This is a genomic window from Terrabacter koreensis (assembly GCF_054783315.1).
Genome location: NZ_BAAGQU010000004.1, coordinates 1,194,080 through 1,219,085 on the forward strand (window position 1 = coordinate 1,194,080; position 25,006 = coordinate 1,219,085).

The 25,006-nt window shown below is 72.3% G+C and carries 19 protein-coding genes; 14 read left to right on the forward strand and 5 right to left on the reverse strand.

Annotated features, from left to right (window positions below):
• Nucleotides 1-2 precede the first annotated feature (2 nt).
• Entirely contained in the window at nucleotides 3-1,763 is a 1,761-nt protein-coding gene (locus ACYVNR_RS08345; RefSeq protein WP_461047728.1) for a sodium:solute symporter family protein, read from the reverse strand.
• A gap of 60 nt (nucleotides 1,764-1,823) precedes the next feature.
• Nucleotides 1,824-3,095 carry an NAD(P)/FAD-dependent oxidoreductase gene (locus ACYVNR_RS08350; RefSeq protein ID WP_461047729.1) on the reverse strand — a complete coding sequence of 424 codons (1,272 nt, stop codon included), beginning with the start codon at nucleotides 3,093-3,095 and terminating at the stop codon, nucleotides 1,824-1,826.
• Nucleotides 3,096-3,119: 24 nt separating this feature from the next.
• Here ACYVNR_RS08350 and ACYVNR_RS08355 point away from each other — a divergent pair, with 24 nt between their 5' ends.
• From ACYVNR_RS08355 to ACYVNR_RS08375, 5 genes are all read left to right on the forward strand, one after another.
• The gene (locus ACYVNR_RS08355; protein ID WP_461047730.1) at nucleotides 3,120-4,421 is read left to right on the forward strand and encodes a hydroxyacid-oxoacid transhydrogenase; all 1,302 of its coding nucleotides are present in this window, start codon (nucleotides 3,120-3,122) and stop codon (nucleotides 4,419-4,421) included.
• A gap of 42 nt (nucleotides 4,422-4,463) precedes the next feature.
• Nucleotides 4,464-6,389 carry a M3 family metallopeptidase gene (locus ACYVNR_RS08360; RefSeq protein WP_045191652.1) on the forward strand — a complete coding sequence of 642 codons (1,926 nt, stop codon included), beginning with the start codon at nucleotides 4,464-4,466 and terminating at the stop codon, nucleotides 6,387-6,389.
• Entirely contained in the window at nucleotides 6,367-7,254 is an 888-nt protein-coding gene (locus tag ACYVNR_RS08365; RefSeq protein ID WP_461047731.1) for an MOSC domain-containing protein, read from the forward strand. The genes ACYVNR_RS08360 and ACYVNR_RS08365 overlap by 23 nt, the downstream gene beginning before the upstream one ends.
• Nucleotides 7,255-7,321: 67 nt before the next feature.
• Nucleotides 7,322-7,777 (forward strand): hypothetical protein, encoded by a 456-nt coding sequence (locus ACYVNR_RS08370; protein ID WP_461047732.1) that lies wholly within the window; start codon nucleotides 7,322-7,324, stop codon nucleotides 7,775-7,777.
• A gap of 1 nt (nucleotide 7,778) precedes the next feature.
• The gene (locus tag ACYVNR_RS08375; protein WP_461047733.1) at nucleotides 7,779-9,488 is read left to right on the forward strand and encodes a DUF5671 domain-containing protein; all 1,710 of its coding nucleotides are present in this window, start codon (nucleotides 7,779-7,781) and stop codon (nucleotides 9,486-9,488) included.
• Nucleotides 9,489-9,524: 36 nt separating this feature from the next.
• On the opposite strand, the gene ACYVNR_RS08380 is transcribed toward ACYVNR_RS08375, so the two are convergent.
• Entirely contained in the window at nucleotides 9,525-11,597 is a 2,073-nt protein-coding gene (locus tag ACYVNR_RS08380) for an acyltransferase family protein (RefSeq protein ID WP_461047734.1), read from the reverse strand.
• Nucleotides 11,598-11,721: 124 nt separating this feature from the next.
• Here ACYVNR_RS08380 and ACYVNR_RS08385 point away from each other — a divergent pair, with 124 nt between their 5' ends.
• Nucleotides 11,722-11,988, forward strand: coding sequence for an acylphosphatase (locus ACYVNR_RS08385; RefSeq protein ID WP_045191769.1), 267 nt, complete (start codon nucleotides 11,722-11,724; stop codon nucleotides 11,986-11,988).
• Nucleotides 11,989-12,007: 19 nt separating this feature from the next.
• A complete protein-coding gene (locus ACYVNR_RS08390; protein WP_045191656.1) occupies nucleotides 12,008-12,310 on the forward strand; it encodes a chorismate mutase in 303 nt (100 codons plus the stop codon).
• 18 nt (nucleotides 12,311-12,328) lie between these two features.
• Here ACYVNR_RS08390 and ACYVNR_RS08395 read toward each other — a convergent pair whose 3' ends face one another.
• Nucleotides 12,329-12,976: an MSMEG_1061 family FMN-dependent PPOX-type flavoprotein gene (locus ACYVNR_RS08395; protein ID WP_461047735.1), complete on the reverse strand. Its 648-nt coding sequence runs from the start codon at nucleotides 12,974-12,976 to the stop codon at nucleotides 12,329-12,331.
• A gap of 118 nt (nucleotides 12,977-13,094) precedes the next feature.
• Here ACYVNR_RS08395 and smc point away from each other — a divergent pair, with 118 nt between their 5' ends.
• The 6 genes from smc (at nucleotide 13,095) to ACYVNR_RS08425 (ending at nucleotide 22,785) form a co-directional block, all read left to right on the forward strand.
• Nucleotides 13,095-16,673 (forward strand): chromosome segregation protein SMC, encoded by a 3,579-nt coding sequence (gene smc / locus ACYVNR_RS08400; RefSeq protein WP_461047736.1) that lies wholly within the window; start codon nucleotides 13,095-13,097, stop codon nucleotides 16,671-16,673.
• 138 nt (nucleotides 16,674-16,811) lie between these two features.
• Nucleotides 16,812-16,997: a hypothetical protein gene (locus ACYVNR_RS08405; protein ID WP_458798272.1), complete on the forward strand. Its 186-nt coding sequence runs from the start codon at nucleotides 16,812-16,814 to the stop codon at nucleotides 16,995-16,997.
• A gap of 156 nt (nucleotides 16,998-17,153) precedes the next feature.
• Complete coding sequence (ftsY, locus tag ACYVNR_RS08410) at nucleotides 17,154-18,377, forward strand: signal recognition particle-docking protein FtsY (RefSeq protein ID WP_461047737.1); 1,224 nt, start codon at nucleotides 17,154-17,156, stop codon at nucleotides 18,375-18,377.
• A 198-nt stretch (nucleotides 18,378-18,575) separates the two neighbouring features.
• The gene (locus ACYVNR_RS08415; protein ID WP_045191661.1) at nucleotides 18,576-19,988 is read left to right on the forward strand and encodes an ammonium transporter; all 1,413 of its coding nucleotides are present in this window, start codon (nucleotides 18,576-18,578) and stop codon (nucleotides 19,986-19,988) included.
• A complete protein-coding gene (locus ACYVNR_RS08420) occupies nucleotides 19,985-20,323 on the forward strand; it encodes a P-II family nitrogen regulator (protein WP_030146673.1) in 339 nt (112 codons plus the stop codon). Before ACYVNR_RS08415 ends, ACYVNR_RS08420 begins: the two co-directional genes overlap by 4 nt.
• A 98-nt stretch (nucleotides 20,324-20,421) precedes the next feature.
• The gene (locus tag ACYVNR_RS08425; protein ID WP_045191662.1) at nucleotides 20,422-22,785 is read left to right on the forward strand and encodes a [protein-PII] uridylyltransferase; all 2,364 of its coding nucleotides are present in this window, start codon (nucleotides 20,422-20,424) and stop codon (nucleotides 22,783-22,785) included.
• Between the two features lie 82 nt (nucleotides 22,786-22,867).
• On the opposite strand, the gene ACYVNR_RS08430 is transcribed toward ACYVNR_RS08425, so the two are convergent.
• Nucleotides 22,868-23,269 (reverse strand): NUDIX hydrolase, encoded by a 402-nt coding sequence (locus ACYVNR_RS08430; RefSeq protein WP_045191663.1) that lies wholly within the window; start codon nucleotides 23,267-23,269, stop codon nucleotides 22,868-22,870.
• 106 nt (nucleotides 23,270-23,375) lie between these two features.
• Here ACYVNR_RS08430 and ffh point away from each other — a divergent pair, with 106 nt between their 5' ends.
• The gene (gene ffh, locus ACYVNR_RS08435; protein WP_461047738.1) at nucleotides 23,376-25,001 is read left to right on the forward strand and encodes a signal recognition particle protein; all 1,626 of its coding nucleotides are present in this window, start codon (nucleotides 23,376-23,378) and stop codon (nucleotides 24,999-25,001) included.
• Nucleotides 25,002-25,006 lie beyond the last annotated feature (5 nt).

Here is a 25,006-nt window from a genome sequence, read left to right on the forward strand (position 1 = left end):
TGTCAGAACAAGAAGTTGAGGATGGTGACGAGGACCAGCGAGATGCCGGCCAGGGGCAGCGTGCGCCGGAACCACGGCAGACGGTGCTCCATCGGGTCGACGAGGTCCTTCTTGGGCGTCTCGGAGTAGACGAGGCCGCGCAGCTCCGACACCGGCTTGGGCTGGGTCACCAGGGACACGATCACACTCAGCACGATGTCGACGACGAAGGCCGCGGAGGCCGCCACGAACGCGGCCCCCTGGCCCTCGAGCGGGATGACGCCGCGGCTGACGCTGCCGAACGCGTCCTTGCTGAGGAACGCGACGACCACCGCGGAGAGCGTGCCCGCCGAGAGGCCCACCCACCCGGCGGTCGGCGTCATGCGCTTCCAGAACATGCCGAGGATGAACGTGGCGAAGAGCGGCGCGTTGAAGAAGCCGAAGAGCGTCTGGAGGTAGTCCATGACGTTGCTGAACGAGCTCGCCACGATGGCGGTGAAGATCGCGATGACCGTGGCGCCGACGGTCGCCAGACGGCCGATGCGCAGGTAGTAGTCGTCGCTGTGGTCCTTGCGGATGTAGCGCTGCCACAGGTCGTAGCTGAAGACGGTGTTGAAGGCCGAGATGTTTGCGGCCATGCCGGCCATGAACGCCGCGAGGAGGCCGGCGATCGCCACGCCGAGCAGGCCGTTCGGCAGCACGTCGCGCATCAGCAGCAGCAGCGAGTCGTTGTACTTGACGCCCTCGCCGGACGCCCCTCCCGGTGGTGTGCCGCCGGCCTTGAGCTCGCCGATCTCCTTGACGAGCACGGCCGCGATCATGCCGGGGAGGATGACGATGAAGGGCACGAACATCTTCGGGAACGAGCCGATGATTGGCGTCTTGCGGGCCGCAGAGATGGAGTTCGAGGCCATGGCGCGCTGCACCTCGACGAAGTTCGTCGTCCAGTAGCCGAAGGAGAGCACGAAGCCGAGGCCGAAGACGATGCCGACGACCGACCAGAACGGCGAGGTGAAGCCCGAGAGTGCCTCGCCGGGCCAGGAGTGCAGCTGCTGGTCGGCCGAGGGGACCTTGGCCGCCGCCGCAGCGGGACTGGAGGCGAACTCGGTGATCTTGTCCTTGAGGCCCTGGTAGCCACCGACGCGGTGGAGGCCGATGAGGGTGAGGGGCAGCAGCGCGGCGACGATGACGAAGAACTGCAGCACCTCGTTGTAGATCGCGGCCGAGAGCCCGCCGAGCGTGATGTACGACAGGACGATCGCGGCGGCGACGAGCAGCGCCACCCAGAGCGGCCAGCCGAGCAGCGCGTGCACGATCGAGCCGAGCAGGTAGAGGTTGACGCCCGCGATGAGCAGCTGCGCGAGCGCGAAGCTCAGCGCGTTGACGAGGTGGGCACCGGTGCCGAAGCGCCGGAACATGAACTCGGGGACCGAGCGCACCTTCGAGCCGTAGTAGAAGGGCATCATCACCACACCGAGGAAGAGCATGGCGGGGATGGCGCCGACCCAGAAGTAGTGCACGGTGGAGATGCCGAGCTCGGCGCCGTTGGCCGACATGCCCATGATCTCGACCGCGCCGAGGTTCGCCGAGATGAACGCGAGACCGGTGACCCAGGCCGGGAGCGAGCGCCCGGAGAGGAAGAAGTCGATCGAGTCGGACACCGCCCGCCTGGCCATCACCCCGATGCCCAGGACGAAGACGAAGTAGAGCGCGATGATCAGGTAGTCGACGGCGTTCGCGCTGATGAGGGTGTCCGCGGCGGGCACACCTGCCAGAGCTTGCATGCGATCAGTCCCTTCGTTGGGCGACATTTCACGCTATCGCAGGCCGTCGGCCCTCGCGTGTCACGACGGTGGGGTGTCCTGCGCAGGCGTGATCAGCCGTTTGAGCGGCACAGCGAGATCCGCAGCCGCGGCTGCCTCGATGGTCATACCCTTCTCGAGCGCCCGCTTCACGGCGAGGTAGTCGGCGCTGCTGCCGACCGACTCGACCGCGAGCAGCAGCCCGTTGCGATAGCTGAGCACCGAGAATCGTTCTGCCACAACGTCGCCGCGCACGACGACGTGGTCGGCGCCGTGGGGCAGCCCGGCCATCTGCAGCCGCAGGTCCGCCTGGTCGCTCCAGAACCACGGCACGGTGGCGTATGCCGCCGGGTGGCCTGCCAGCGTCGCAGCGGCGGCGCGCGCCTGGTCCGTCGCGTGGGGCACGCTCTCGAGCCGCGTCGGCCCGAGGATTCCTCTGCCGTAAGGGTTCGGGCCCACGGCACAGTCGCCGGCGGCCACGGTGACCCCGTCGGAGGTGCGTGCGTTCTCGTCGACGACGATGCCGAGCGGCCCGACGTCCAGGCCGAGCTGTTCGGCCAGGTCGGTGCGCGGCAGGGCGCCGATGCCGACCACGACGACGTCGGCCGGGATCGTCGAGCCGTCGGCCAGCTCCACGCCGGCGACACGGTCGACGCCGTCTGGTCCGGTCAGTCGGGTCACGTTGGCGTCGAGGAGGATTCGCGTGCCGCGCCGCTCATGGGCCCCCCGCACGAAGTCCGAGAGGACCGTCGTCGCGGCGCGGCCGAGCAGCCGGTCGGTGGCCTCGACGACGGTGACGGTTGCGCCGCGGGCGCGTGCGCCGGCTGCGACCTCGAGGCCGATGAAGCCGCCGCCCACGACGACGATGCGCTCGGCGCCGCGCAGCTCGGGCGCGAGGCGGTCGGCGTCGGCGAGCGTGCGCACCGAGTGCACCCCGGCCAGGTCGGCCCCCTCGACGGGCAGGCGGCGGTTCGTGGCTCCGGTCGTCAGCGCCAGCCGGGTGAAGTCCAGGCGTCGGCCGGAGGCCGTGACGGCGCGACCTCCGGAGGCGTCCCGCTCGATGGTGGCGACCGCATCTCCCGTCACGAGGTCGATGCCCTGCTCGGCGAACCAGGCCGGGTCGCGGAAGTGCAGCGAGGCACGGTCGTGCTCGCCGCGCAGGTAGCCCTTCGACAGCGGGGGCCGCTCGTAGGGAGTCTCCGCCTCGTCCCCGACGAGCACGACGGGGGATGAGTCGCCCAGCTCGCGCAGCGCGATGACGAGCGAGATGCCGGCCTGGCCCGCGCCGACGACGAGGACGGGACCGGCTGCCATGGGCTCCAGCCTAGGGTGGCACGCATGACCTGGTCGCCCCTGCAGCCCGAGACCGTCTTCACGTACGGCGCCCCGCAGCTGAAGTTCGGCCCGGGCGCCGCCGACGAGATCGGTCACGACCTGGGCCTGCTGGGGGCCACCCGCGTGCTCGTCGTCACCGATGCCGGGGTGCTCGCCACGGGCTGGCCCGACCGCGTCGCCGACGGCATCCGCGCGAGCGGCCTCGAGGCGGTGGTGCACGACTCCGCGCACGTCGAGCCGACCGACGCCAGCCTGGCGTCCGCGATCGAGCGGGCCCGGGCCGACGGACCGTTCGACGGGTTCGTCGCCGTCGGCGGCGGGTCGTCGATCGACACGGCCAAGGCCGTCGACCTGCTGCTGACCAACGGTGGCGACCTCATGGACTACGTCAACGTGCCGGTCGGGGCCGGTCGGGCGCCGCGCCGCCCCCTCGCACCGCTGGTCGCCGTGCCGACCACGACCGGGACCGGCGCCGAGAGCACCACGATCTGCGTCCTCGACGTGCTCGACCTCAAGGTGAAGACGGGCATCAGCCACGTGCGGCTGCGCCCCGTGCTCGCAGTCGTCGACCCGCGGCTCACGGCGAGCCAACCGGCTGGAGTCACCGCCAGCGCGGGGATGGACATCCTCTGCCACGCCCTCGAGAGCTGGACGGCGAGGCCCTACACCAGCTACGAGCGCAAGCAGCCGGCGGATCGGGTGCCCTACTGCGGCAGCAACCCCATCTCGGACCTCTGGGCCGAACGCTCGATGTCGCTGCTGGCCAAGGCGTTCCGTCGGGCGGTGCGGGACGGATCCGACGAGGCTGCCCGTGGCGACATGGCGCTCGCAGCGACGTTCGCCGGGCTCGGCTTCGGCAACGCCGGCGTGCACGTGCCGCACGCCAACGCGTACCCCGTGGCCGGTCGCGTGCGCGACTTCCGCCCTGACGGCTACCCGGCCGACGAGCCGATGGTGCCCCACGGCATGGCCGTCGCGCTCACCGCGCCGGAGGCGTTCCGCTGGACGTTCGAGGCCGACCCCGAGCGGCACCTCGCTGCGGCGCGGCTGCTCGACCCGGACGGCGCGACGACGAGTCGTCGTATGACGGAGTCCCGTGACGTGCTGCCGGCCGTGCTGGCCGCCCTCATGCGCGACATCGGCATGCCCAACGGGCTGTCGGCCGTGGGCTACCGCGAGGCGGACGTCCCGGACCTCGTCGAGGGGGCCCTGCGTCAGCAGCGCCTGCTCGCGACCGCCCCTCGCGACGTCGACGCGGACGCGCTCGGCGGCATCATCGGCAGGTCGCTGCAGCTCTGGGACTGAGCTTCCGGCGCGAGCAGGTGACGGCGGCATACAGTGCCGTCTGTGACGACCGAGCCCACGCACCTGCCACTGCCCCTCGAGTCCGACTGGCTGGACTGGGTCGGCGCCCGCGGCGAGCAACAGCTCGCGCTGGCCCGATCCCTGGTGGACGGGCTGCGCACCGCGCCGCCGAAGGAGCCGCTCGAGGTGCTCCGGGTCTGGAACGACGCACAGACGGCCCTCTCCAACGCCGGCTCGGTGGGTTCGCTCTTCTCCGAGGTGCACCCCGACAAGCAGGTGCGCGACCGTGCCGAGTCCGTGGCGCAGCAGGTGCAGAAGCTCGACACCGACCTCGGCCTCGACACCGAGCTGTATGCGGTCTTCGCCGGGCTCGACGGCAGCGGCCTCGACGCCGACGCCTCGCGGGTGCTCGAGCGCACCCTGCGCGACTTCCGCCGCTCGGGCGTCGATCGCGACGAGGCGACGCGTGACCGCCTGCGCGAGCTGAGCGAGCGCGCCATCCTGCTGAGCCAGGAGTTCAGCAAGAACATCCGCGAGAACGTCCGCAGCATCACCGTGACGCCCGACCGCCTCGCCGGCATGCCGGCCGACTGGGTCGAGGCGCACCCGGCGGGCGAGGACGGCCTCGTCACCGTCACCACCGACTACCCCGACGTCGTGCCGTTCCGCACCTTCGCGCACGACGCCGACGCACGCCGCGAGCTCGTCACCGAGTTCCTGACGATCGCGTGGCCCGACAACGACCGCGTGCTCCAGGACCTCTTCGCGGTGCGTCGCGAGCACGCCGGGCTGCTCGGCTACGAGTCGTGGGCCGACTACGACGCCGAGGTCAAGATGATCGGCAACGGCAAGGCGATCGGCGAGTTCATCGACCGCATCACCGAGCTGTCGACGGCCAGCGCCGAGCGCGACAAGGCCGTGCTCCTCGAGCGCCTGCGGCAGGACCGGCCCGGGGCCACCGACATCGACGGCGCCGACACCGCCTACTACGCCGAGCTCGTGCGCAAGGAGCAGTTGGCCGTCGACGCGCAGCGGGTGCGCACGTACTTCTCCTTCGAGGCCGTGCGCCAGGGCCTGCTCGACGTCACCGGTCGCCTCTTCGGCCTCGACTGGACCCCCGTGTCCCGCGAGGACGCCCGCACCTGGCACGAGGAGGTCGCGACCTACGACGTCTCCTTCCGGGGCGAGCGCATCGGGCGCATCCACCTCGACCTGCACCCTCGCGACGGCAAGTACAAGCACGCGGCGCAGTTCGACCTCGCTCGCGGCGTCAACGGAACCCAGCTGGCCGAGGGCGTGCTCGTCTGCAACTTCAATCGCGGCCTGATGGAGCACGACGAGGTCGTCACCCTCTTCCACGAGTTCGGCCACCTCGTCCACCACGTGCTGGCGGGGCGCACGGACTGGGTGCGCTTCTCCGGGGTGGCCACGGAGTGGGACTTCGTCGAGGCCCCGAGCCAGATGCTCGAGGAGTGGGCCTGGGACGCCGACGTGCTCGCGACCTTCGCGCGCAACGCCGAGGGCGAGACCATCCCCGCCGACCTCGTCGCGGCGATGCGCCGGGCCGACGACTTCGGCAAGGGCTACGACGCGCGCACCCAGATGTTCTACGCCGCCCTGTCCTACGACTTCCACGTCCACCAGACCGACGACCTCACGGCGCGGCTGCGCGAGCTGATGGCCCGCTACTCCGTCTTCCCGTACCTGCCGGGCACGCACATGCAGTGCCACTTCGGGCACCTCGACGGCTACAGCTCCGCGTACTACACGTACATGTGGTCGCTCGTCATCGCCAAGGACATGTTCTCGGCCTTCGACCGGGGTGACCTCTTCGACCCCGAGGTCGCCGGCGCCTACCGCGACAAGGTGCTCGCGCAGGGCGGCCGGCGTGACGCCGCCGACCTCGTCGAGGACTTCCTCGGCCGGCCCTACACCTTCGACGCGTATGCCGCCTGGCTCGCCGAGTGACCGCCTGACCGTCGCGGCCCTGACGACCTACCCCGTCAAGTCGCTGGCCGGCGTCGACGTCGCCGAGGCGCGCGTGGAGGAGGTCGGGCTGCGCGGAGACCGGCGCTGGGCCGTCGTCGACCCGGCCGGGACGAAGGTGACGGCCCGGGAGGAGCACGCCCTGCTCGGGCTGCGCGCGGAGCCGAGGGACGGCGGCGGCATACGGCTGCTGGACCCGGGCGCCGGGCGCACCGGGGACGCTGCGGGCGCTGCGACGCTCGACGTCGAGCCGCCCCGTGACGCCACGCCGGTGGCGGTGTCCTTCACGGGGCAGGACCGGGCACGCCCGGCCGGCGCCGAGGCGGACGCGTGGCTGTCCGAGCGCGTCGGCCGGCCGCTGCGCCTCGTCTGGCAGGACGACGGGACTCACCGGCCGGTCCGGCCCGACATGGGCGGCCAGGTCGGCGACCGCAACTCGCTCTCGGACGCGGCGCCGCTGCACGTGACCACCGAGCCGTCCCTGGCGCGTCTCAACGACTGGCTGCTCGAGACCGCGCTGGAACGTGGCGAGGAGCCGGCCGCGGCGCTCGGTCAGGACCGGTGGCGGCCCAACGTCGTCGTCGCGGGCGGCGAGCCGTTCGCCGAGGACGGCTGGCGCTCGGTGCGCATCGGTGACGTGCCGTTCCGGGCGACGATGGTGTGCGACCGGTGCGTCATGACGACGATCGACCGCGCTGACCTGCGCACCTCCAAGGAGCCGATCCGGACCCTCGCCCGGCACCGCAGGTGGGAGGGCGCGACGTGGTTCGGCATCCGACTCGCGCCCGTGCTGCCGCTGGCGCGCGACGCGACGATCAGCGTCGGCGACGAGGTCGTCCCGGGCTGATGAGGGGGAGTCGCAACTCACACCCCAACGGCCGGCGCGCCGCCCCGCACCCCCTGAGACTGGAGGTATGAGGACTGACCGAGTCCTTGGTGGTGCCGTCGTCCTGATCGTGGCCCTGGCGACGACCTCGGGAGTCGTCGCGTCGCGTCGGGAGGCCTCGTCCGTGACCGCCGGTGGACCGGTCGCCGCTGAGCAGACGTACCTGCGGGCCGTCGTGGACGGTCGCCTCGCGGAGGCGGGGCGCTGGATCGACCCGGACGGAGAGTGCGCGCCGTCGGACCTCGTGCCGGAGAACCTCGGCTTCGGCGGTGGCGACGTCGACGTCCGGGCCGACCTCGTCAGCGCCAGCACCGCCGGCTCCACGGCGACCGTGGAGGTCGACCTCTCGTTCGGGGGAGGCGCGCTCTACCCCTTCGGGTCGCCTGACGGCGGCCGTCGGCTCTTCGAGCTTCGCACCGTGGGCGGTGTCTGGCGTCTCACCGGCATGCCGTGGCCGCTCGTCAACTGCACCTCAGGAGGCTGACATGCTCGTCCCGCTCGCCATCGCGATCATCGTCCTCGTCGTCGCTGTGCTGGGCGGTCGACGGGCGCTGTCCCACGACGCACCCCGCATCACGGAAGGCTCGTCGATCCGCCGCTTCTTCACCTACATGGTGCTCTTCGGGCTGCTCATGGTGGCGGGGGACGGCGTCGCGGGGCTGCTCTCCCGCGTCGTCGACGTCAGGACGGAGACGGACTTCCTCGACGACCTGTTGGCGCAGCAGACGGCGTTCGCCGTCGTCGGTGTGCCGCTGTTCGTGGTGCTGGCCGCGTGGACGAGGAGCCGCGTCAGAGGTGACGACGCCGAGGCCACGTCGCGGGGGCTCGCCCTGTACCTGACCGCTGCCTCGGTCGTGCCCCTCGTGCTGACGGTGACGGCGCTGCAGTCCACGGTCGCGTGGGCGTTGGACGTCCCGTTCGACAGCGGCTCGCACTTCGCGGAGATCCTCGTCTGGGGCACCGTGTGGCTCACCCACCAGTGGGTCGAACGCCGCCTCGTCGGGGCGGGTGTGCTCACACGGGCCGGGTTCCTCGGCGCGACCATCGGGCTCGCGGTCTCGGCGGCCGGGGCGGTCATGCTCCTCGGCGGCCTCCTCGCCCGGGCCCTCCAGATCTCCGAGGTGGCCGACCCCGGGCAGCCGTCGCTGCTGCAGGCCGGTGCCGCGACGCTGGTGGCAGGCCTGCCCGTGTGGCTCGTGTGCTGGGTGCTGCGGGTGCGTGGCCTCCAGCGGCTGACCCTGTGGCACGCCTACGTGCTGCTCGTCGGTGTCGCGGGCGGCCTGCTCACGGCAGTCGTCGGCGCGAGCGTGGCTCTCGACCGGATCGTCGTGTGGCTGGTCCGGGGAGCGGACGCGGCGTCGGCGCCGGGTGAGCTCGCTGCGCTGCCCGTCGGGCTCGGGGCCGTCGTCGTCGGCGGGCTGGTCTGGGTCCACCACCGCGGCGTCGTACGCGTCAGCGGCCAGACGGGACGCACCGAGGTGCGCCGTGCCTATGACTACCTGCTCGCCGGAGTGGGGCTCCTCGCCGCCTCCGTCGGGCTCGTGGTGATGGTCGTCGCCGGCATCGAGGGCCTCGCCGGCGCCGACGTGCCGCTCGTGGGCGGCGGCAGGCCGCTCGACACCGTCATCGCGGCCGCCACCCTTCTCGCGGTGGGCGGCCCGGTCTGGTGGGTGTTCTGGCACCGTGTGCAGCGCGCGGTGGTGACCGACCCGGTGGGGGAGCGGCGGTCGAGCAGCCGTCGCGTCTACGTCCTGCTGCTCTTCGGCGTCGCCGGCGTGGTGGCGGTCGGTGCGCTGCTCGCCGGCGTCGCCGGCGCCCTGCAGGACGGGTTCGCCGGCACCCTCGGCCCGCAGACCCTCCAGGCGGTGCGCTACCCGATCGCCCTGCTCGTGACGGCAGGGCTGCTGGCGGCCTACCACTGGACGGTCTACCGCGACGACCGCGTGGTGCGCGCCGAGCGCCGGCACGGTCCTCGGCGGGTCGTGCTCGTGGGGCCGGCCGATCCCGACGTGGTGCGAGCCCTGCGCGAGCGCACGGGCGGCACTGCGACCCTCATGGCGCGCACCGACATGGCGGCGGCGCCGTGGTCCGTCGAGGCCCTGGACGCGGCGCTGCACGACCTGCCGGATGCCGCCGTGGTCGTCGTCGCGGACGAGCGCGGTGACCTGCACACAATCCCGGTCTCGCTGCCCTGACGCGCAACGGCACCGGCGGACGGGTGCTCGTGCGCGTCAGGGGATCGGGAGCTCCTGGAGCACGACCTTCTTGCCCGTGCTGCGCTGCGAGAGGTCGGCCAGCGCCTGCCGCACCGTCTTCGAGAACAGGTGGGCTCCCTTGATGGTGGGGTGCACCCGGTCGGACTGGACCTGCTCCGGATGCGCCCGGATCGCGTCGGCCCAGTCGGCGACGACGACGTTGGGGCGGCCGCGGGCGACGAGCTCGAGAGTGGCGTTGTCGGAGTCGATGCGGGCGAAGGGCCCCATGACGTTGACGAGGACGACCATCCGACGGGGCCCCAGCGCGTCGAGCACCTTGTTCACGGCGTCGGCGTCGACGCCGGCGTTGGTGCCGAAGGCGAGGATGACGGCCCGACGGTTGCCGTCCCCCCGGGCCGTGACCTCGGTGAGGCCGTCGGACCAGCGGCGGTTGGACTTCGCGTCGATGCGGATGCCCGGGAAGTAGTAGCGCAGCGCCTGCAGGCTGCCGACCATGATGGAGTCGCCGTACGCGTCGATCTCGGGTCCGGTGGGCATCGTGAACGACGCCGTGACGGCGCCCGCCGCACCTGCCGACCCGGTCGTCGTCGGTGCCGGGGCCGAGGCGGCGCCCGACGGGTTCGCAGCGACACCCTTCGCGCCGTCGGAGCCGGTGGGAGCACCTGACGGCGTGCCCGAGCGGGCATCCGACTGGGCGTCCGACTGGGCGTCCGACTCGGCGGCTGCCTCGTTGGCCGCGAGCATCCGTGCCGTCTCGCTCATGTCGGGAGCGGTGATGACGACGACGGCGGTGACCACGGCCACGCCTGCCGCGACGCCGGCGACGACCTGCTTGCCGCGCCGCGTCAGCGAGGTCGCGCTCGCGCGCAGGCTGGAGGCGACGCCGCGGAAGCCGAGCGTTCGGAAGGGCGCCTCGACGAAGCGGTAGGTGAGGTCGGCGAGGGCCAGGGTGACGAGCACGCACCAGACGCGCGTCAGCAGGTGCGACATCGTGCCGGGCGCCGAGGGGTTGTCGAGCGCGACGAGGAGGATGACCGGCCAGTGCCAGAGGTAGATGGAGTAGGACCGCGCCCCGACCCAGCCCGCCACCGGGTGGCGCACCACCCGCTGGAGCGCGGTGACCCCTTCGGGCCGACGCTCGAGGACGCCCATCATGACCACGGCCGTGGCCACCGTCGCGACGGCGATGCCACCGCGGAAGGCGAGCGACGACTGCTCGTCGAGCAGGGCCATCTCCGCGAGCAGCACGACGCCGGCCAGCGGGACGGCATACCGGCCCGGGCGGCCCCAGCGCGACGGTGCCACCCACATCGCCAGCTGCGGGCTCGCCCACGCGAAGGCGAGCGCGGCCCCGGCCATGAGGCCCATGACGTGCGTGTCGGTGCCGTAGTAGACGCGGGTCGCGTCGGTGCCCGGCGTGAAGAGCAACGCCATGAGCACGGTCGAGGCCGCGCCGATGGTGAGGGCCACGCCCACCCGGATGCGGCTCGACACCGCCAGCAGGCCCAGCGTCAGCAGCGGCCAGGCGAGGTAGAACTGCTCCTCGACGGCGAGGGACCAGAAGTTCATGAACAGCTGCGGGGCGGTCTGGTCGAAGTAGCTGGTGCCTGCGGTGACCTCCAGCCAGTTCGTCGAGAAGGTGAGCGCCCCGACCATCTGCCGCCCGACGTCGACGAGGAGGTCCTGGCTGACGAGCCGAGCGATGAGCACGCTCGTCAGGACGCAGAGGAGCAGGGCCGGCAGCAGCCGCCGGGCGCGACGCACCCAGAACTGCCCCAGCGCTATGCGGCCGGTGCGGTGGTGCTCGCGCACGAGGAGCGTGGTGATGAGGAAGCCCGACACGACGAAGAAGACGTCGACGCCGAGGAAGCCGCCCGGCAGCCACGAGGCGTTGAGGTGGTAGACGAGCACCCCTGCGATCGCGAGCGCGCGGAGGCCGTCGAGGCCCTCGATACGAGCGGGACGGGCACGCCCGGAGGAAGGGGTCGCCCCCTTGGCCGTGTCGGCGGTCTGACTCGTGCCAGCCGCCCGAGAAATCGCCGACGCCGTCACGTCGCTCCTTCCGTGGGCCCCGGTGAGCTGACTCACCTTCGTGCCTGCCGTGAGCATAGTGACGCACGGGGCTGACGGTGCGGCGCCACGCGGCACGTCCACGAGCGCGCTGCAGGCGGCATACCGTGTCTGCGTGGGCAGCGAGACGGTGCGGGTGACGATGTTCGTGCGGGGGAGCGTCCAGGGGGTGGGCTTCCGATGGTGGACCCGCGCCCGCGCGCTCGAGCTCGGGCTCGTCGGTCACGCCCGCAACACCGCCGACGGGCGGGTGGAGGTGGTCGCACAGGGCAGCGTCGCCGCGGTCGAGCGACTGGAGGCGCTGCTGCGCGAGGACCCCTCGACGACACGCCGCCCGGGCCGGGTCGACTCCGTCGTCGTGCAGCAGGGCGTTCCGAGGGACGGAACCTCCGGGTTCGTCGAGCGTTGACCCGCCTAGGCTGGCCGGCGTGAGCGACGTGCCAGAGGTCCCAGCCGAGCTCGCCCGGCTGCGCAGCAGCATCGACAACATCGACGCTGCGCTCGTCCACCTGCTCGCCGAGCGCTTCAAGTGCACGCAGCAGGTCGGCCAGCTCAAGGCGGAGCACCACCTGCCCGCGGCCGACCCGGCCCGCGAGGAGCGGCAGATCGCTCGGCTCCGGGCCCTCGCCAAGGACGCCGGGCTCGACCCGGTCTTCGCCGAGTCGTTCCTGAACTTCATCATCGCCGAGGTCATCCACCACCACGAGCGCATCGCCAACGGCGACGAGTGATCCCGGGCGCGGGCCGACCTAGTAGAGCGTCGCGTCCTGCCGCGCGTCGAGGGCTCTGTCGTACGCCGCCGCCTCCTCGTCGGAGGCGAAGCCGCCCGCCTCGCGGGTCATGTCGCCCGCCGTGGGCAACGTCTTCGGGTCGACGCGGGAGTCGCTGTCCCACAAACGGCTTCGCTTGACCGCCCGGGCGCACTGGAAGTAGACGCGCTCCACGGTGACGACGAGGACCGACGCCGGGAGTCGGCCCCTCACCTCGTGGCGGGCCAGCTCGACGGGGTCGGTCGAGATCACAGCGGTGCCGCGGACGCGCAGCTCCTCGCCCAGCCCCGGGACGAGGAACAGCAGTCCCACGCGAGGGTCGACGACGACGTTGCGCAGGGTGTCGAGCCGGTTGTTGCCGCGTCGGTCGGGGATGACGATGGTGTGCTCGTCGCGCACGACGACGAACCCGGGCTGGTCGCCGCGTGGCGACTGGTCCAGGCCACCGTCGCCCACCGTCGAGACGACGACGAACGGCGAGGCCGCGATGATCCGGGCGTGGCTGGGCGTGAGCACCGGGGACTCCTTGGCGAGCGAGTTCGGCGCAGGGGGAGTCGGGTAGAGCTCGAGCAGCCGCTCGGCCGTGGTCACGGTGTGCGGGTCGGCAGGGGCCTGGTGCTCGTTCACCCGCCCACGGTATGCCGCCCGACCCCTCCTCACGCCGCTCGCCTCCCGGGGGTCGGGCGTCCCGGCTAGTACGCTGACCGGGATCGTCGCCGCAGGACACCGAAGGAACCCCACGTTCGTGTACGTCAAGAGCCTCACCCTGAAGGGCTTCAAGTCCTTCGCATCGGCGACCCACCTGCGCCTCGAGCCCGGCATCACGTGCATCGTCGGCCCGAACGGCTCCGGCAAGAGCAACGTCGTCGACGCGCTCGCGTGGGTGATGGGGGAGCAGGGCGCCAAGTCGCTGCGCGGCGGCAAGATGGAGGACGTCATCTTCGCCGGCACGTCGGGCCGGGCCCCGCTCGGCCGCGCCGAGGTCGCGCTCACCATCGACAACACCGACGGTGCGCTGCCGATCGACTACACCGAGGTGACGATCGCCCGCACGATGTTCCGCAACGGCGGGTCCGAGTACGCCATCAACGGCACCCCCTGCCGCCTGCTCGACGTGCAGGAGCTGCTCTCCGACAGCGGCATCGGCCGCGAGATGCACGTCATCGTCGGCCAGGGCCAGCTCGACACGGTGCTGCGGGCCACCCCCGAGGAGCGCCGCGGCTTCATCGAGGAGGCCGCCGGTGTGCTCAAGCACCGCAAGCGCAAGGAGCGCGCCCTCCGCAAGCTCGAGACGATGGAGGCCAACCTCACCCGCGTGCACGACCTCACGGGTGAGATCCGGCGCCAGCTCGGTCCGCTCGGCCGCCAGGCCGAGACGGCCCGCAAGGCCGCCGTCATCCAGACCGACGCCCGCGACGCCCGCCTGCGCCTGCTCGCCGACGACCTCGTCCAGCTCACCTCGACCCTCGAGCAGGAGGTCGCCGACGAGTCCGCCCTCATCGAGCGGCGTGCCGAGGTCGAGGAGTCGATCGCAGAGCTCGCCACGCGCCTCGGCTCGCTCGAGGAGGCCGCCGAGGCGGCCCGTCCCGCGCTCACCCGGGCGCAGGACGAGTACGTCGCCCTCGGGCGCCTGGTGGAGCGGATGGCCTCGACGCGCTCGCTCGCGGCCGAACGCGTACGCCTGCTCAGCGAGGACGACGAGCCCGAGGAGTCCGGCCAGAGCCGCGACCCGGAGCAGCTGCGAGCCCAGGCCGCCGAGGTGCGCGAGCAGGAGGCGTTCCTGCTCGAGGAGATCGCCGAGGCCCAGGCCGCACTCGAGGACGCCGTCGCCAGTCGGGCGGACGCCGAGCGCGGCTACGCCGAGGAGACCACGCGACTGCAGCGTGAGGCCCGGGCCGCGGCCGACCGCCGCGAGGGACTCGCCAAGCTGGGCGGTCAGGTGGGCGCCAAGGCGTCCCGCATCGAGGCCCGCGAGGCCGAGGTCGGTCGCCTGCGCAGCACCATCGAGGCGGCCCAGGCCCGGGCCGCCGAGGCCGAGCGCGAGTTCTCGCGCCTCGAGGCCGGTGTCGCCCGGGACGAGGAGGGCGAGGAGGGTCTCGACACCGCCTACGAGCAGGCCGCCGCGCGCCTCGATGCGGCCGAGGCCGAGCTGGCCCGCTGGAAGGAGGCCGAGGCCACCGCCGAGCGGGCCCGCACCACCGCTGCCGCGCGGGTCGAGGCCCTGGGCCTCAGCCTCAGCCGCAAGGACGGCGCGGCCGCCCTGCTCGCCGCTGCCGACGACGGCCACGAGATCCTCGGCTCCGTCGCCTCGCTCGTCACCGTCGAGGCCGGCCTCGAGAACGCCGTCGCCGCTGCCCTCGGCTCGGCCGCCGAGGCGCTCGCCGTCGGCTCCCTCGACGCGGCCGCCGCTGCGCTCGAGTCGCTGCGCGAGGGCGACCACGGCCGGGCGAGCCTGCTCGTCGCCGAGTCGGCCGGTGCAGTCGACCACTCCGGCTGGCCGACGCTCCCCGGCGGCTCCCGGTGGGCTCGCGACGTCGTCGAGTGCCCCGCCTCCGTTCGTCCCGCCCTCGACCAGGTGCTCGAGCGCGTCGCCCTCGTGCCCGACGGCGCCACCGCCCGCGAGGTCGTGCGCACCCACGGCGGCGTCACCGCTGTCACCCGCGTCGGCGACGTCTATGCCCCCGGGGCCGTGCGCGGTGGCAGTAACGCCGCGCCGAGCCTCATCGAGCTGCAGGCCGCGCTCGACGAGGCCAAGGACGCCATGGCCCGCGCCACGCGCGAGGGCGAGGAGGCCCGGTTCCGGGTCGCCGGCGCCGAGTCGACCCGTGCCGAGCTGGCCGATGCCGTGGAGGCCGCGCTGGAGCGGCTCAACGAGAGCGACGCCCGCATGGCGGCCATCGCCGAGAAGCTCGGCTCGCTGGGGCAGACCCTGCGGGCAGCGCGAGCCGAGGTCGAGCGCACCGAGAAGGCCATCGCCGACGCGACCGCGGCGCTCGAGGCCGACCAGGCCGAGCACGCAGAGCTGACCGAGCGCCTCGAGGCGGCAAGCGGCGAGGGCGACTTCGTCGACGAGCCGTCCACCGCCGAGCGCGACCGGCTCGAGGCCGTCGCGCGCGAGTCCCGGGCCGCCGAGACCGAGCTGCGGCTCGCGCTGCGCACCCGCGAGGAGCGTGCTCGCGCGCTCAAGGACCGCGCCGACGCGCTCGAGCGCGGCGCCCTGCACGAGGAGCAGGCCCGGGAGCGCCTCGCCGAGAAGCGCGCCCGGCGCCAGCGCGAGGCGGCCGTCGCCGGAGCCGTGCGCAGCGCCGCCGAGTGGGCCCACGGGCTCCTCGCCGAGTCGGCCGACGAGGCCGGCCGCGCCCGCGCCGCAGGCGAGGCCGAGCGCACCGAGCGCGACGCCGAGCTCGCCGTGGTCCGCCGCGACATCGGCGTGCTGCAGGCCGAGCTGCGCGAGCTGACCGACACCGTGCACCGCGACGAGGTCGCCCGCACGCAGCAGCGCCTGCGCATCGAGCAGCTGCAGACCAAGGCGGTCGAGGAGCTCGGCATCGCACCGTCCGACCTCGTCGAGGAGTTCGGGCCGCACCAGCTCGTGCCGATCGTGCCCGATCCCGATGCCGACCCCGACGCGCCGCAGCCCGACCCCGTCCCGTTCGTGCGCGATGCGCAGGAGAAGCGGCTGCGGCAGGCCGAGCGCAAGCTCAATGCCCTGGGCCGGATCAACCCCCTTGCGCTGGAGGAGTTCTCGGCCCTCGAGGAGCGACACAAGTTCCTCACCGAGCAGCTCGAGGACCTCAAGAACTCCAAGCGCGACCTGCTCGACATCGTCAAGGAGGTCGACGAGCGCGTCGAGCGCGTCTTCGCCGAGGCGTTCGAGGACACCGCGGTGCAGTTCGAGCGCGTCTTCCAGCGGCTCTTCCCCGGCGGTGAGGGGCGTCTCGTCCTCACCGACCCGTCGAACATGCTGACCACCGGTCTCGAGGTCGAGGCCCGCCCGCCGGGCAAGAAGATCAAGCGGCTCTCGCTGCTCTCGGGTGGAGAGCGCTCGCTCGTCGCGGTGGCCCTGCTCGTGTCGATCTTCAAGGCGCGCCCCTCGCCCTTCTACATCATGGACGAGGTCGAGGCCGCCCTCGACGACGCCAACCTGGGCCGCCTCATCACGCTCTTCGAGGAGCTGCGCGACAGCTCCCAGCTCATCGTCATCACGCACCAGAAGAAGACGATGGAGATCGCCGACGCCCTCTACGGCGTCAGCATGCGCGGCGACGGCGTCACGACGGTCGTCTCGCAGCGCCTGCGCGACGTGGCCGACCGGCCGGCCTGACCCGGCGGCATACGGCAGGGCCGACCGCAACGGGGCGGGTCGGCCATCGCGCGCGCCCCGACCCAGCGCGTTTCGGGTTGCCAAATCGTCACACTGTGCTATTTGCATCACACAGGCCTCATGCGTCACTCTTGTCACATGGTCTTCTTGGTCATCTCGATGCTCGTCGTCACCGTGCTGGCCGTGGCCGTCGTCGGCGTCGTCGCGGTGCCGGCCCATCGGGGCGGTCGCGACGTCCTCACCGCCAAGGGAGAGGCCATCGCCGAGGACGCCCGCCGGCGCGCAGGCGGCGTGGTCCGCCGCACCGACGCCCGTATGCCGTAGCGACGGACCCTCGAGGGAGGGCCCCGCGCCCGCTCGCTCGGCTCGCCGCGGTCGGCGTCCGGTCAGCGGTGACGCACAGCCTCCGTCCGGCGGGGCGCGTCCGACAGGCCGCGCGCCCGCGCTCGCCGGAGCAGCCCGCTCGTCCCTGATGGTTGGATGGCTGACGTGGACACAGTCTTGATCTTCGTCATCATCGGCGTCGTCATCCTCGCGGGAGCGGTCGCCTACGGCGTCAACCTCGTGCGGGGTCGCGCCGGCCGCACCGTCGAGCGGGAGGCGCCACCCGCTGCGCCGGGCCTGCCTGCCGAGGACCTCGACCGCAGACCACCCACCGACTCGACCGACACCGTCGCGCCACCTGCGGGGGCAGGCGCCCCGGCCCCGGCTCCCGAGACGGTGGCTGCGGAGGCGCCGACCGCGCCCCCGGCGCCGCCCGAGCCGGCCGTCGAGCGGCCCGAGTCCGCGCGCGGCCGGTTGCAGCGGCTCCGGGCTCGCCTCGCCCGCTCCAACTCCTCGATCGGGCAGGGACTGCTCGCCCTGCTCTCGCGCGGCCGCCTCGACGAGGAGACGTGGGAAGAGGTCGAGGACACCCTCATCGGCTCGGACCTCGGGGTCGAGGCCACGACCCAGCTCGTCGACTCCCTGCGCACCAAGGTCAAGGTCGACGGCACCACCGAGGAGGCCACGGTCCGCGGCTGGCTGCGCGACGAGCTCCTCGCCCTCGTCCAGCCCGACATGGACCGCCGCATCGCCAGCAGCCGGGTCGGCGACCGGCCGGCCGTGATCCTCGTCGTCGGTGTCAACGGCACCGGCAAGACGACGACGGTGGGCAAGCTCGCGCGCGTGCTCGTGGCGGAGGACCGCGAGGTGATCCTCGGCGCGGCCGACACCTTCCGGGCCGCGGCCGCCGACCAGCTCGAGACCTGGGGCGCCCGGGTGGGCGTGCCCACCGTCCGGTCCGACAAGGACGGCGCCGACCCCGCCGCCGTCGCCTTCGACGCCGTCAAGGCCGGCATCGAGGAGGAGGTCGACGTCGTCATCATCGACACGGCCGGTCGCCTCCACAACAAGGTCGGCCTGATGGACGAGCTCGGCAAGGTCAAGCGCGTCATCGAGAAACAGAGCGAGATCGACGAGGTGCTGCTCGTCCTCGACGCGACGACCGGCCAGAACGGCCTGCAGCAGGCCAAGGTCTTCTCCGAGGCCGTCGACGTCACGGGCATCGTGCTCACCAAGCTCGACGGCACCGCGAAGGGCGGCATCGTCATCGCGGTCCAGCGCCAGCTCGGCGTGCCGGTCAAGCTGGTCGGCCTGGGGGAGGGCCCCGACGACCTCGCCCCCTTCGACCCTGAGGCCTTCGTCGACGCCATCGTCATGTAGCGGGAGCACGCCCAGCCAGAGCACGTAGGCCGACCCGGCGGCATACGTGCTCTTGGCATGTCCGCTGGTCGGTCATGCCATCCACGATGTGGACGCCCGTGTGGCGGGAAACCATCCGCTAACACCGCTCGGGTGTTGTTGACACGGCTGTAACAAACGGAGCGCGCCCGTGAAACGGCCCGTCTCCAGACTCCTCGCATGACAACAGCACTGATGCCCTTCGCGGCAGAACCACCAGTGATCAACGAGGCCGCGACCGCATTCATGCTCATCGCGTCCTCGATGGTCCTCCTGATGACGCCCGGACTCGCCCTCTTCTACGGCGGCATGACCCGGAGCAAGTCCGTCCTCAACATGATGATGATGAGCTTCGGCGCCATGGCCGTCGTCGGCATCGTCTACGTGCTGTGGGGCTACTCGATGTCGTTCGGCAACCTGCAGGACGGCGGCAGCGACATCGCGGGCATCTTCGCGAACCCGTTCCACCTCTTCGGGCTCAGCCAGCTGGCCGGTGAGGACGGCGCGAGGCTCATCGACCCGTTCGGAGTCGGAGTCTTCATCCCCGAGTACATCTACGCGGGCTTCCAGCTCACGTTCGCGGTCATCACCGTCGCCCTCATCAGCGGCGCCATCGCCGACCGCGTCAAGTTCGGCACCTGGATCACCTTCGCAGTCATCTGGGTCACCGTCGTCTACTTCCCGATCGCCCACATGGTGTGGGGCGGTGGCCTGCTCTCGGGTGCCGAGGGTGGCCTGTCGGCCAAGCTCTTCGGCGTCACCGACGGTCTCGCGAGCGTCCTGCCGATCGACTTCGCCGGTGGCACGGTCGTGCACATCAACGCCGGTGCGGCGGGTCTGGCCCTCGCGCTCGTCGTCGGCAAGCGCCTCGGCTTCGGCAAGGTCGCGATGCGTCCGCACAACCTGCCGCTCGTCATGATCGGTGCCGGCCTGCTGTGGTTCGGCTGGTTCGGCTTCAACGCCGGCTCGGAGCTCGCGGCCGACGGCGTCGCCTCGTCCGTGTGGCTCAACACGACCGTCGCCACCTGCGCCGCGGCCATCGGCTGGCTCGTCGTGGAGAAGATCCGTGACGGCCACGCGACCTCGCTGGGCGCGGCGTCCGGTGTCGTCGCCGGTCTCGTCGCCATCACCCCGGCCTGTGGCGCCCTGTCGCCCGTCGGCTCGATCATCCTCGGTGTGGTCGCCGGTGGCCTCTCGGCCCTGGCCGTCGGCCTCAAGTACAAGTTCGGCTACGACGACTCGCTCGACGTCGTCGGCGTCCACCTCGTCGCCGGCCTCTGGGGCACCGTCGGTGCCGGCCTGCTCGCCACGAAGACCGGCCTCTTCTACGGCGGCGGCTGGCAGCAGACCGTGCTGCAGGTCCTCATCGCCGTCATCTCGCTCGTCCTCTCGTTCGTGCTGACCTACGTCATCGCGGTGGCCCTGAAGGCCACGCTCGGCTGGAGGATCTCCGACGACGCCGAGTCCGAGGGCATCGACCAGGCCGTCCACGCCGAGTCCGGGTACGAGATCGGTGGCTTCCCCGCCTCCGGGGGCCGCACCACCCGTCCCGCCATCAGCACCGCTTCGCAGGTCGAAGGAGCCAACGCATGAAGCTCATCACCGCCATCATCAAGCCCCACCAGCTCGACGAGGTGAAGGAGGCCCTCGAGGCCTTCGGGGTGGCCGGCATGACCATCAGCGAGGCCAGCGGCTACGGCCGCCAGCGCGGCCACAGCGAGGTCTACCGCGGCGCCGAGTACACCGTCGACTTCGTGCCGAAGGTGCGCCTCGAGGTCCTGGTCGACGACGTCGACTCGTCCGACGTCCTGGAAGTCATCCTCAAGGCGGCCCAGACCGGCCGCATCGGCGACGGCAAGATCTGGGCCGTCCCGGTCGACGAGGTGGTGCGCGTCCGCACCGGCGAGCGTGGTGTCGACGCCCTCTGAGGCGTCGGGCCACCGCGCACCACCTGCACCACCGCGCACCACCTGCACGACCAGCACGACACGTACACACGCAACTCGAGGGGACGGCGAGACCTGACATGACGGATGTGACCACCCGACGTCTGGACCTCGCCGGCACCCGCACCTTCGCGACGCCCGGCGCCGGCCAGACCCGGCGCCGGGCGCTCGCCGAGTTCGGCTTCGGCTGGCTCCAGGAGCTGTGGCGCGAGGCGTGCGCCGGCCGACGGCACGAGGGCGTGGCCCTCGCTGCCGTCGGCTCGCTCGCGCGCGGCGACGGGGGGCCGCTCAGCGACTACGACCTCGTCCTCGTGCACCACCCGCGGGGCCTGTCGGGCAAGGAGGTCGGTGCCTTCGCCGACAAGCTCTGGTACCCGATCTGGGACGCCGGGGTCCGGCTGGACCACAGCGTCCGCACCGTGGCCGACTGCCGCGCCGTCGCCTCCGACGACCTCTCCGCCGCGGTCGGTCTGCTCGACCTCACGCACGTCGCGGGTGACGCCGACGTCGTGAACGCCGCCCGCTCCACCGTCGCGCACGACTGGCGGGCCAACGCCCGCACCCGGCTCGGTGAGATGCAGGAGTCGGTCATCCAGCGGCACGCGCGCCAGGGCGACCTCGCCCACCTCATCGAGCCCGACCTCAAGGAGGCGCACGGCGGCCTGCGCGACATGTCGGTGCTCCGCGCGCTGACCGCGGCGTGGCTGACCGATCGTCCGCACGGCGAGGTCGACGAGGCGTACGAACGCATCCTCGACGTGCGCGACGCGATCCACGTCGTCACGGGCCGCGGCCGCGACCGGCTGACCCGCGACGACCAGGACGCGTGTGCCGCCCTGCTCGGCTACACCGACGCCGACGACCTGCTCACCGATCTCTCGACGTCCGCCCGCACCATTGCGTATGCCGTCGACGGCACCCTCCGCCGGGCCATGCAGTCCCAGCGCGCCAGGACGCTGCGGGTCGGTCCCCGGCGCCCGCAGCTGGCCCCGCTCGGCTACGGCCTCTACCGGCACGACGGCGAGGCGGTGCTCGGGCCGTCGGCCGACCTCGCGTCGGACCCGATCATCCCGCTGCGCGCCGCCGTCGTCGCGGCCCGGGGCGGCATACCGCTGTCGCCGACCACGCTGAAGAACCTGGCGGCACAGGCGCCCCCGATGCCCGAGCCGTGGCCCGAGGTCGCGCGCAACCTCTTCGCCGACCTCCTCGCCGCCGGCCCCGGCCTCGTCACCGTCTGGGAGGGGCTCGACCTCGCGGGCGTCGTCGAGCGGTGGATCCCCGAGTGGAAGGCGGTGCGCAGCCGCCCTCAGCGCAACGCCGTCCACCGGCACACGGTCGACCGCCACCTCATCGAGACCGTCGTCGCCGCGAGCGGCATGGTGCGCGACGTCTCGAGGCCCGACCTGCTCATGCTCGCCGCGGTGCTCCACGACATCGGCAAGGTGCCCGGCGCGCAGGACCACTCCGCCACCGGTGCCGACCTGGCCGACGATGTGCTGCAGCGCATCGGCGTCGCCGAGGCCGACCGCCGCACCGTGGTCCGGCTCGTGCGCGAGCACCTGACCCTCGTCGAGCTGGCCACCCGCCGCGACCCCGAGGACCCGGCGACCATCGCCGCCCTCTCGGCCGCCGTCGACGGGTCGGCGACGACGCTCGACCTCCTTCGCGCCCTCACCGAGGCGGACGCGTCAGCAGCCGGCCCGAAGGCCTGGAGCGACTGGCGGGCCGGGCTCGTCCAGCGTCTCTACGAGGCCTGCCGGACGGCGCTCACCGCCCAGGCAGAGACGGAGGGACCCCTCGTCGTGGAACCGATCGAGACCTTGCAGCTCTCCGACGACGCGCTCGACCGGGTCGCGTCGGGAGAGCCCTACGTGACGGTGACCTCGCTCGGCGGGGCCCACCGCATCGACATCATCGACCGCGACCGCGCCGGCCTGTTCGCCGACACCGCGGGCCTGCTCGCCGCGCACGGCTTCGTCGTGCGCTCGGCCATCGTCCGAACCGTCGACGGTCTCGCCGTCAACGAGTGGTGGGTCGACTCGCCGGGTGGCGAGACGCCGCTGCCGACCGTCATCTCACGCGACCTGACCCGCGTCGCGAGCGGTGACCGCTCGCCGCTCGGCAAGCTGCAGCGGCGCCGGTCTGCCGGGGTCCGCAGCCCCGGGTCGGGGTCGGTCGACTCGACACGGGCGATGGTGATCAGCAGCGCGTCCGACACCGCCACCGTCATCGAGGTGCGAGCCACCGACCGGACGGGCCTGCTGCAGGACATCGGCATCACGCTCGCCAGGGCCTCCCTGTCGGTGCGGTCGGCGCACATCGCGACGTATGCCGGCCAGACGCTCGACACCTTCTACGTCACCGAGTTCGGTGGCGGGCAGCTCGCCCCGGCCCGGGCCGCGCAGGCGGTCGCGATGATCATCGACACCTGCGACGGCGCCTGACCGGCCCCACCAGCCGCCCGGTCGATGTATCTCGCGGTCACCCATGACCGCGAGATACATCGAACCGGGGGAGGGTGCGGGGTCAGTCGATGAGGTCCGCGTCGCGCAGGTGGACAAGGACGAGCCGGTCCACGGCCGACACTTGGTCGCCGTGGGCCGAGGTGACCCAGGTGATCTCGTCGATCTCGCGTGACGGGGCGAACGGCCCGGTGTGCGATGCCGTGTAGCAGGTCAGCCGCACGACGAGGCCGTCGGTGCGAGCGTCGGCGAGCGCCTCGAACGTGCCGACGTAGGCCGCCGTGCCAGGGTCGACGAGCACCGTGAGCTCCTCCTCGAGCTCGCGGACCAGCGTCTGGAGGTCGCTCTCGCCGGGCTCGCGCTTGCCGCCGGGAAGGTAGAACCGTTCGCGGCCGGCGTTCCGGGCCACGAGCAGGCGGCGCTGCTCCACGTGGATCCACGCGATCTTGTCGATGAGGTCAGCCACCTGCCCAACGTAACGTGGCGTCGCGGCCGCGGTGGGCGGCACACCCCCTCGGGTGCCCGGTGGGCGTCGGGTCGGACCTGTGCGCCGGAGCGGATAACCTTGCCGGGTGTTTGCATCCCTGTCTGACCGGCTGACCGCGACGTTCAAGAACCTTCGCGGCAAGGGCCGGCTCTCGGAGTCCGACGTCAACGCGACGATCCGCGACATCCGCCTCGCCCTGCTCGACGCCGACGTGGCGCTGCCCGTCGTCAAGCGGTTCACCGCCAGCGTGCGCGAGCGCGCGCTCGGCGCCGAGGTCAGCCAGGCGCTCAACCCCGCCCAGCAGGTCGTCAAGATCGTCCAGGAGGAGCTCGTCGGGATCCTCGGCGGGCAGACGCGCACGATCCGCTTCGCGAAGCAGCCGCCGACCGTCATCATGCTCGCCGGCCTCCAGGGCTCCGGAAAGACGACCTTCGCCGGCAAGCTCGGCAAGTGGCTCAAGGACCAGGGCCACACGCCCCTCCTCGTCGCGGCCGACCTGCAGCGCCCCAACGCCGTCACGCAGCTCGAGGTCGTCGGCGAGCGCGCCGGCATCCCCGTCTTCGCGCCCGAGCGCGGGAACATGGGCGGCCACGACGCCGTGCTCGAGTCGGGCGAGGGCACCCGCTCGTTCGGCGACCCGGTGTCGGTCTCGCGGATGGGCATCGAGCAGGCCCGCGCCAAGCAGTACGACGTCGTCATCGTCGACACCGCCGGACGCCTCGCCGTCGACGCCAACCTCATGCAGCAGGCGTCCGACATCCGCACGGCCATCCAGCCCGACGAGGTCCTCTTCGTCATCGACGCGATGATCGGCCAGGCCGCCGTCGAGACGGCCCAGGCGTTCCACGACGGCGTCGCCTTCACCGGTGTCGTGCTCTCCAAGCTCGACGGTGACGCCCGCGGTGGTGCCGCCCTCTCGGTCGCCGAGATCACCGGCGAGCCGATCATGTTCGCGTCGGTCGGTGAGAAGGTCACCGACTTCGAGGTGTTCCACCCCGACCGCATGGCCAGCCGCATCCTCGACATGGGTGACGTGCTCACCCTCATCGAGCAGGCCGAGAAGGCGTTCGACAAGCGCCAGGCCGACGAGATGGCGCGCAAGTTCCTCGCCGAGGAGGACTTCACCTTCGAGGACTTCCTCCAGCAGATGAACGCCATCAAGAAGATGGGCTCGCTCAAGTCGATGCTCAAGATGATGCCGGGCATGCAGGGGATGCGTGACCAGCTCGACGCCTTCGACGACCGCGAGTTCGACCGCGTCGAGGCGATGGTCCGCTCGATGACGCCCTTCGAGCGCACCCACCCCAAGCAGATCAACGGCTCGCGCCGCGCCCGCATCGCCAAGGGCTCCGGCGTGACCGTCACCGACGTCAACCAGCTGCTCGAGCGCTTCGGGCAGGCCCAGAAGATGATGAAGTCGATGGCCCGCGGTGGCGGCGGTGGCCTGCCGGGCATGCCCGGCATCCCGGGCTCGGGCAAGCGCGGCAAGCAGCAGCCGCAGCGCAAGAAGAGCAAGAGCGGCAACCCCGCCAAGCGCGCCGCCGAGGAGCGGGCCGCTGCCGAGAAGGCTGCCGCCGGCCGCGCCGCGTCCGCGGCGAGCGCCTTCGGTGCTCCCGGCTCCAACGGGCAGGGCGCCGACGCCGACCCGATGGCCGGGTTCGACCCGTCGAACCTGCCCAAGGGCTTCGAGAAGTTCCTCGGCAGGGGTTAGGCGGG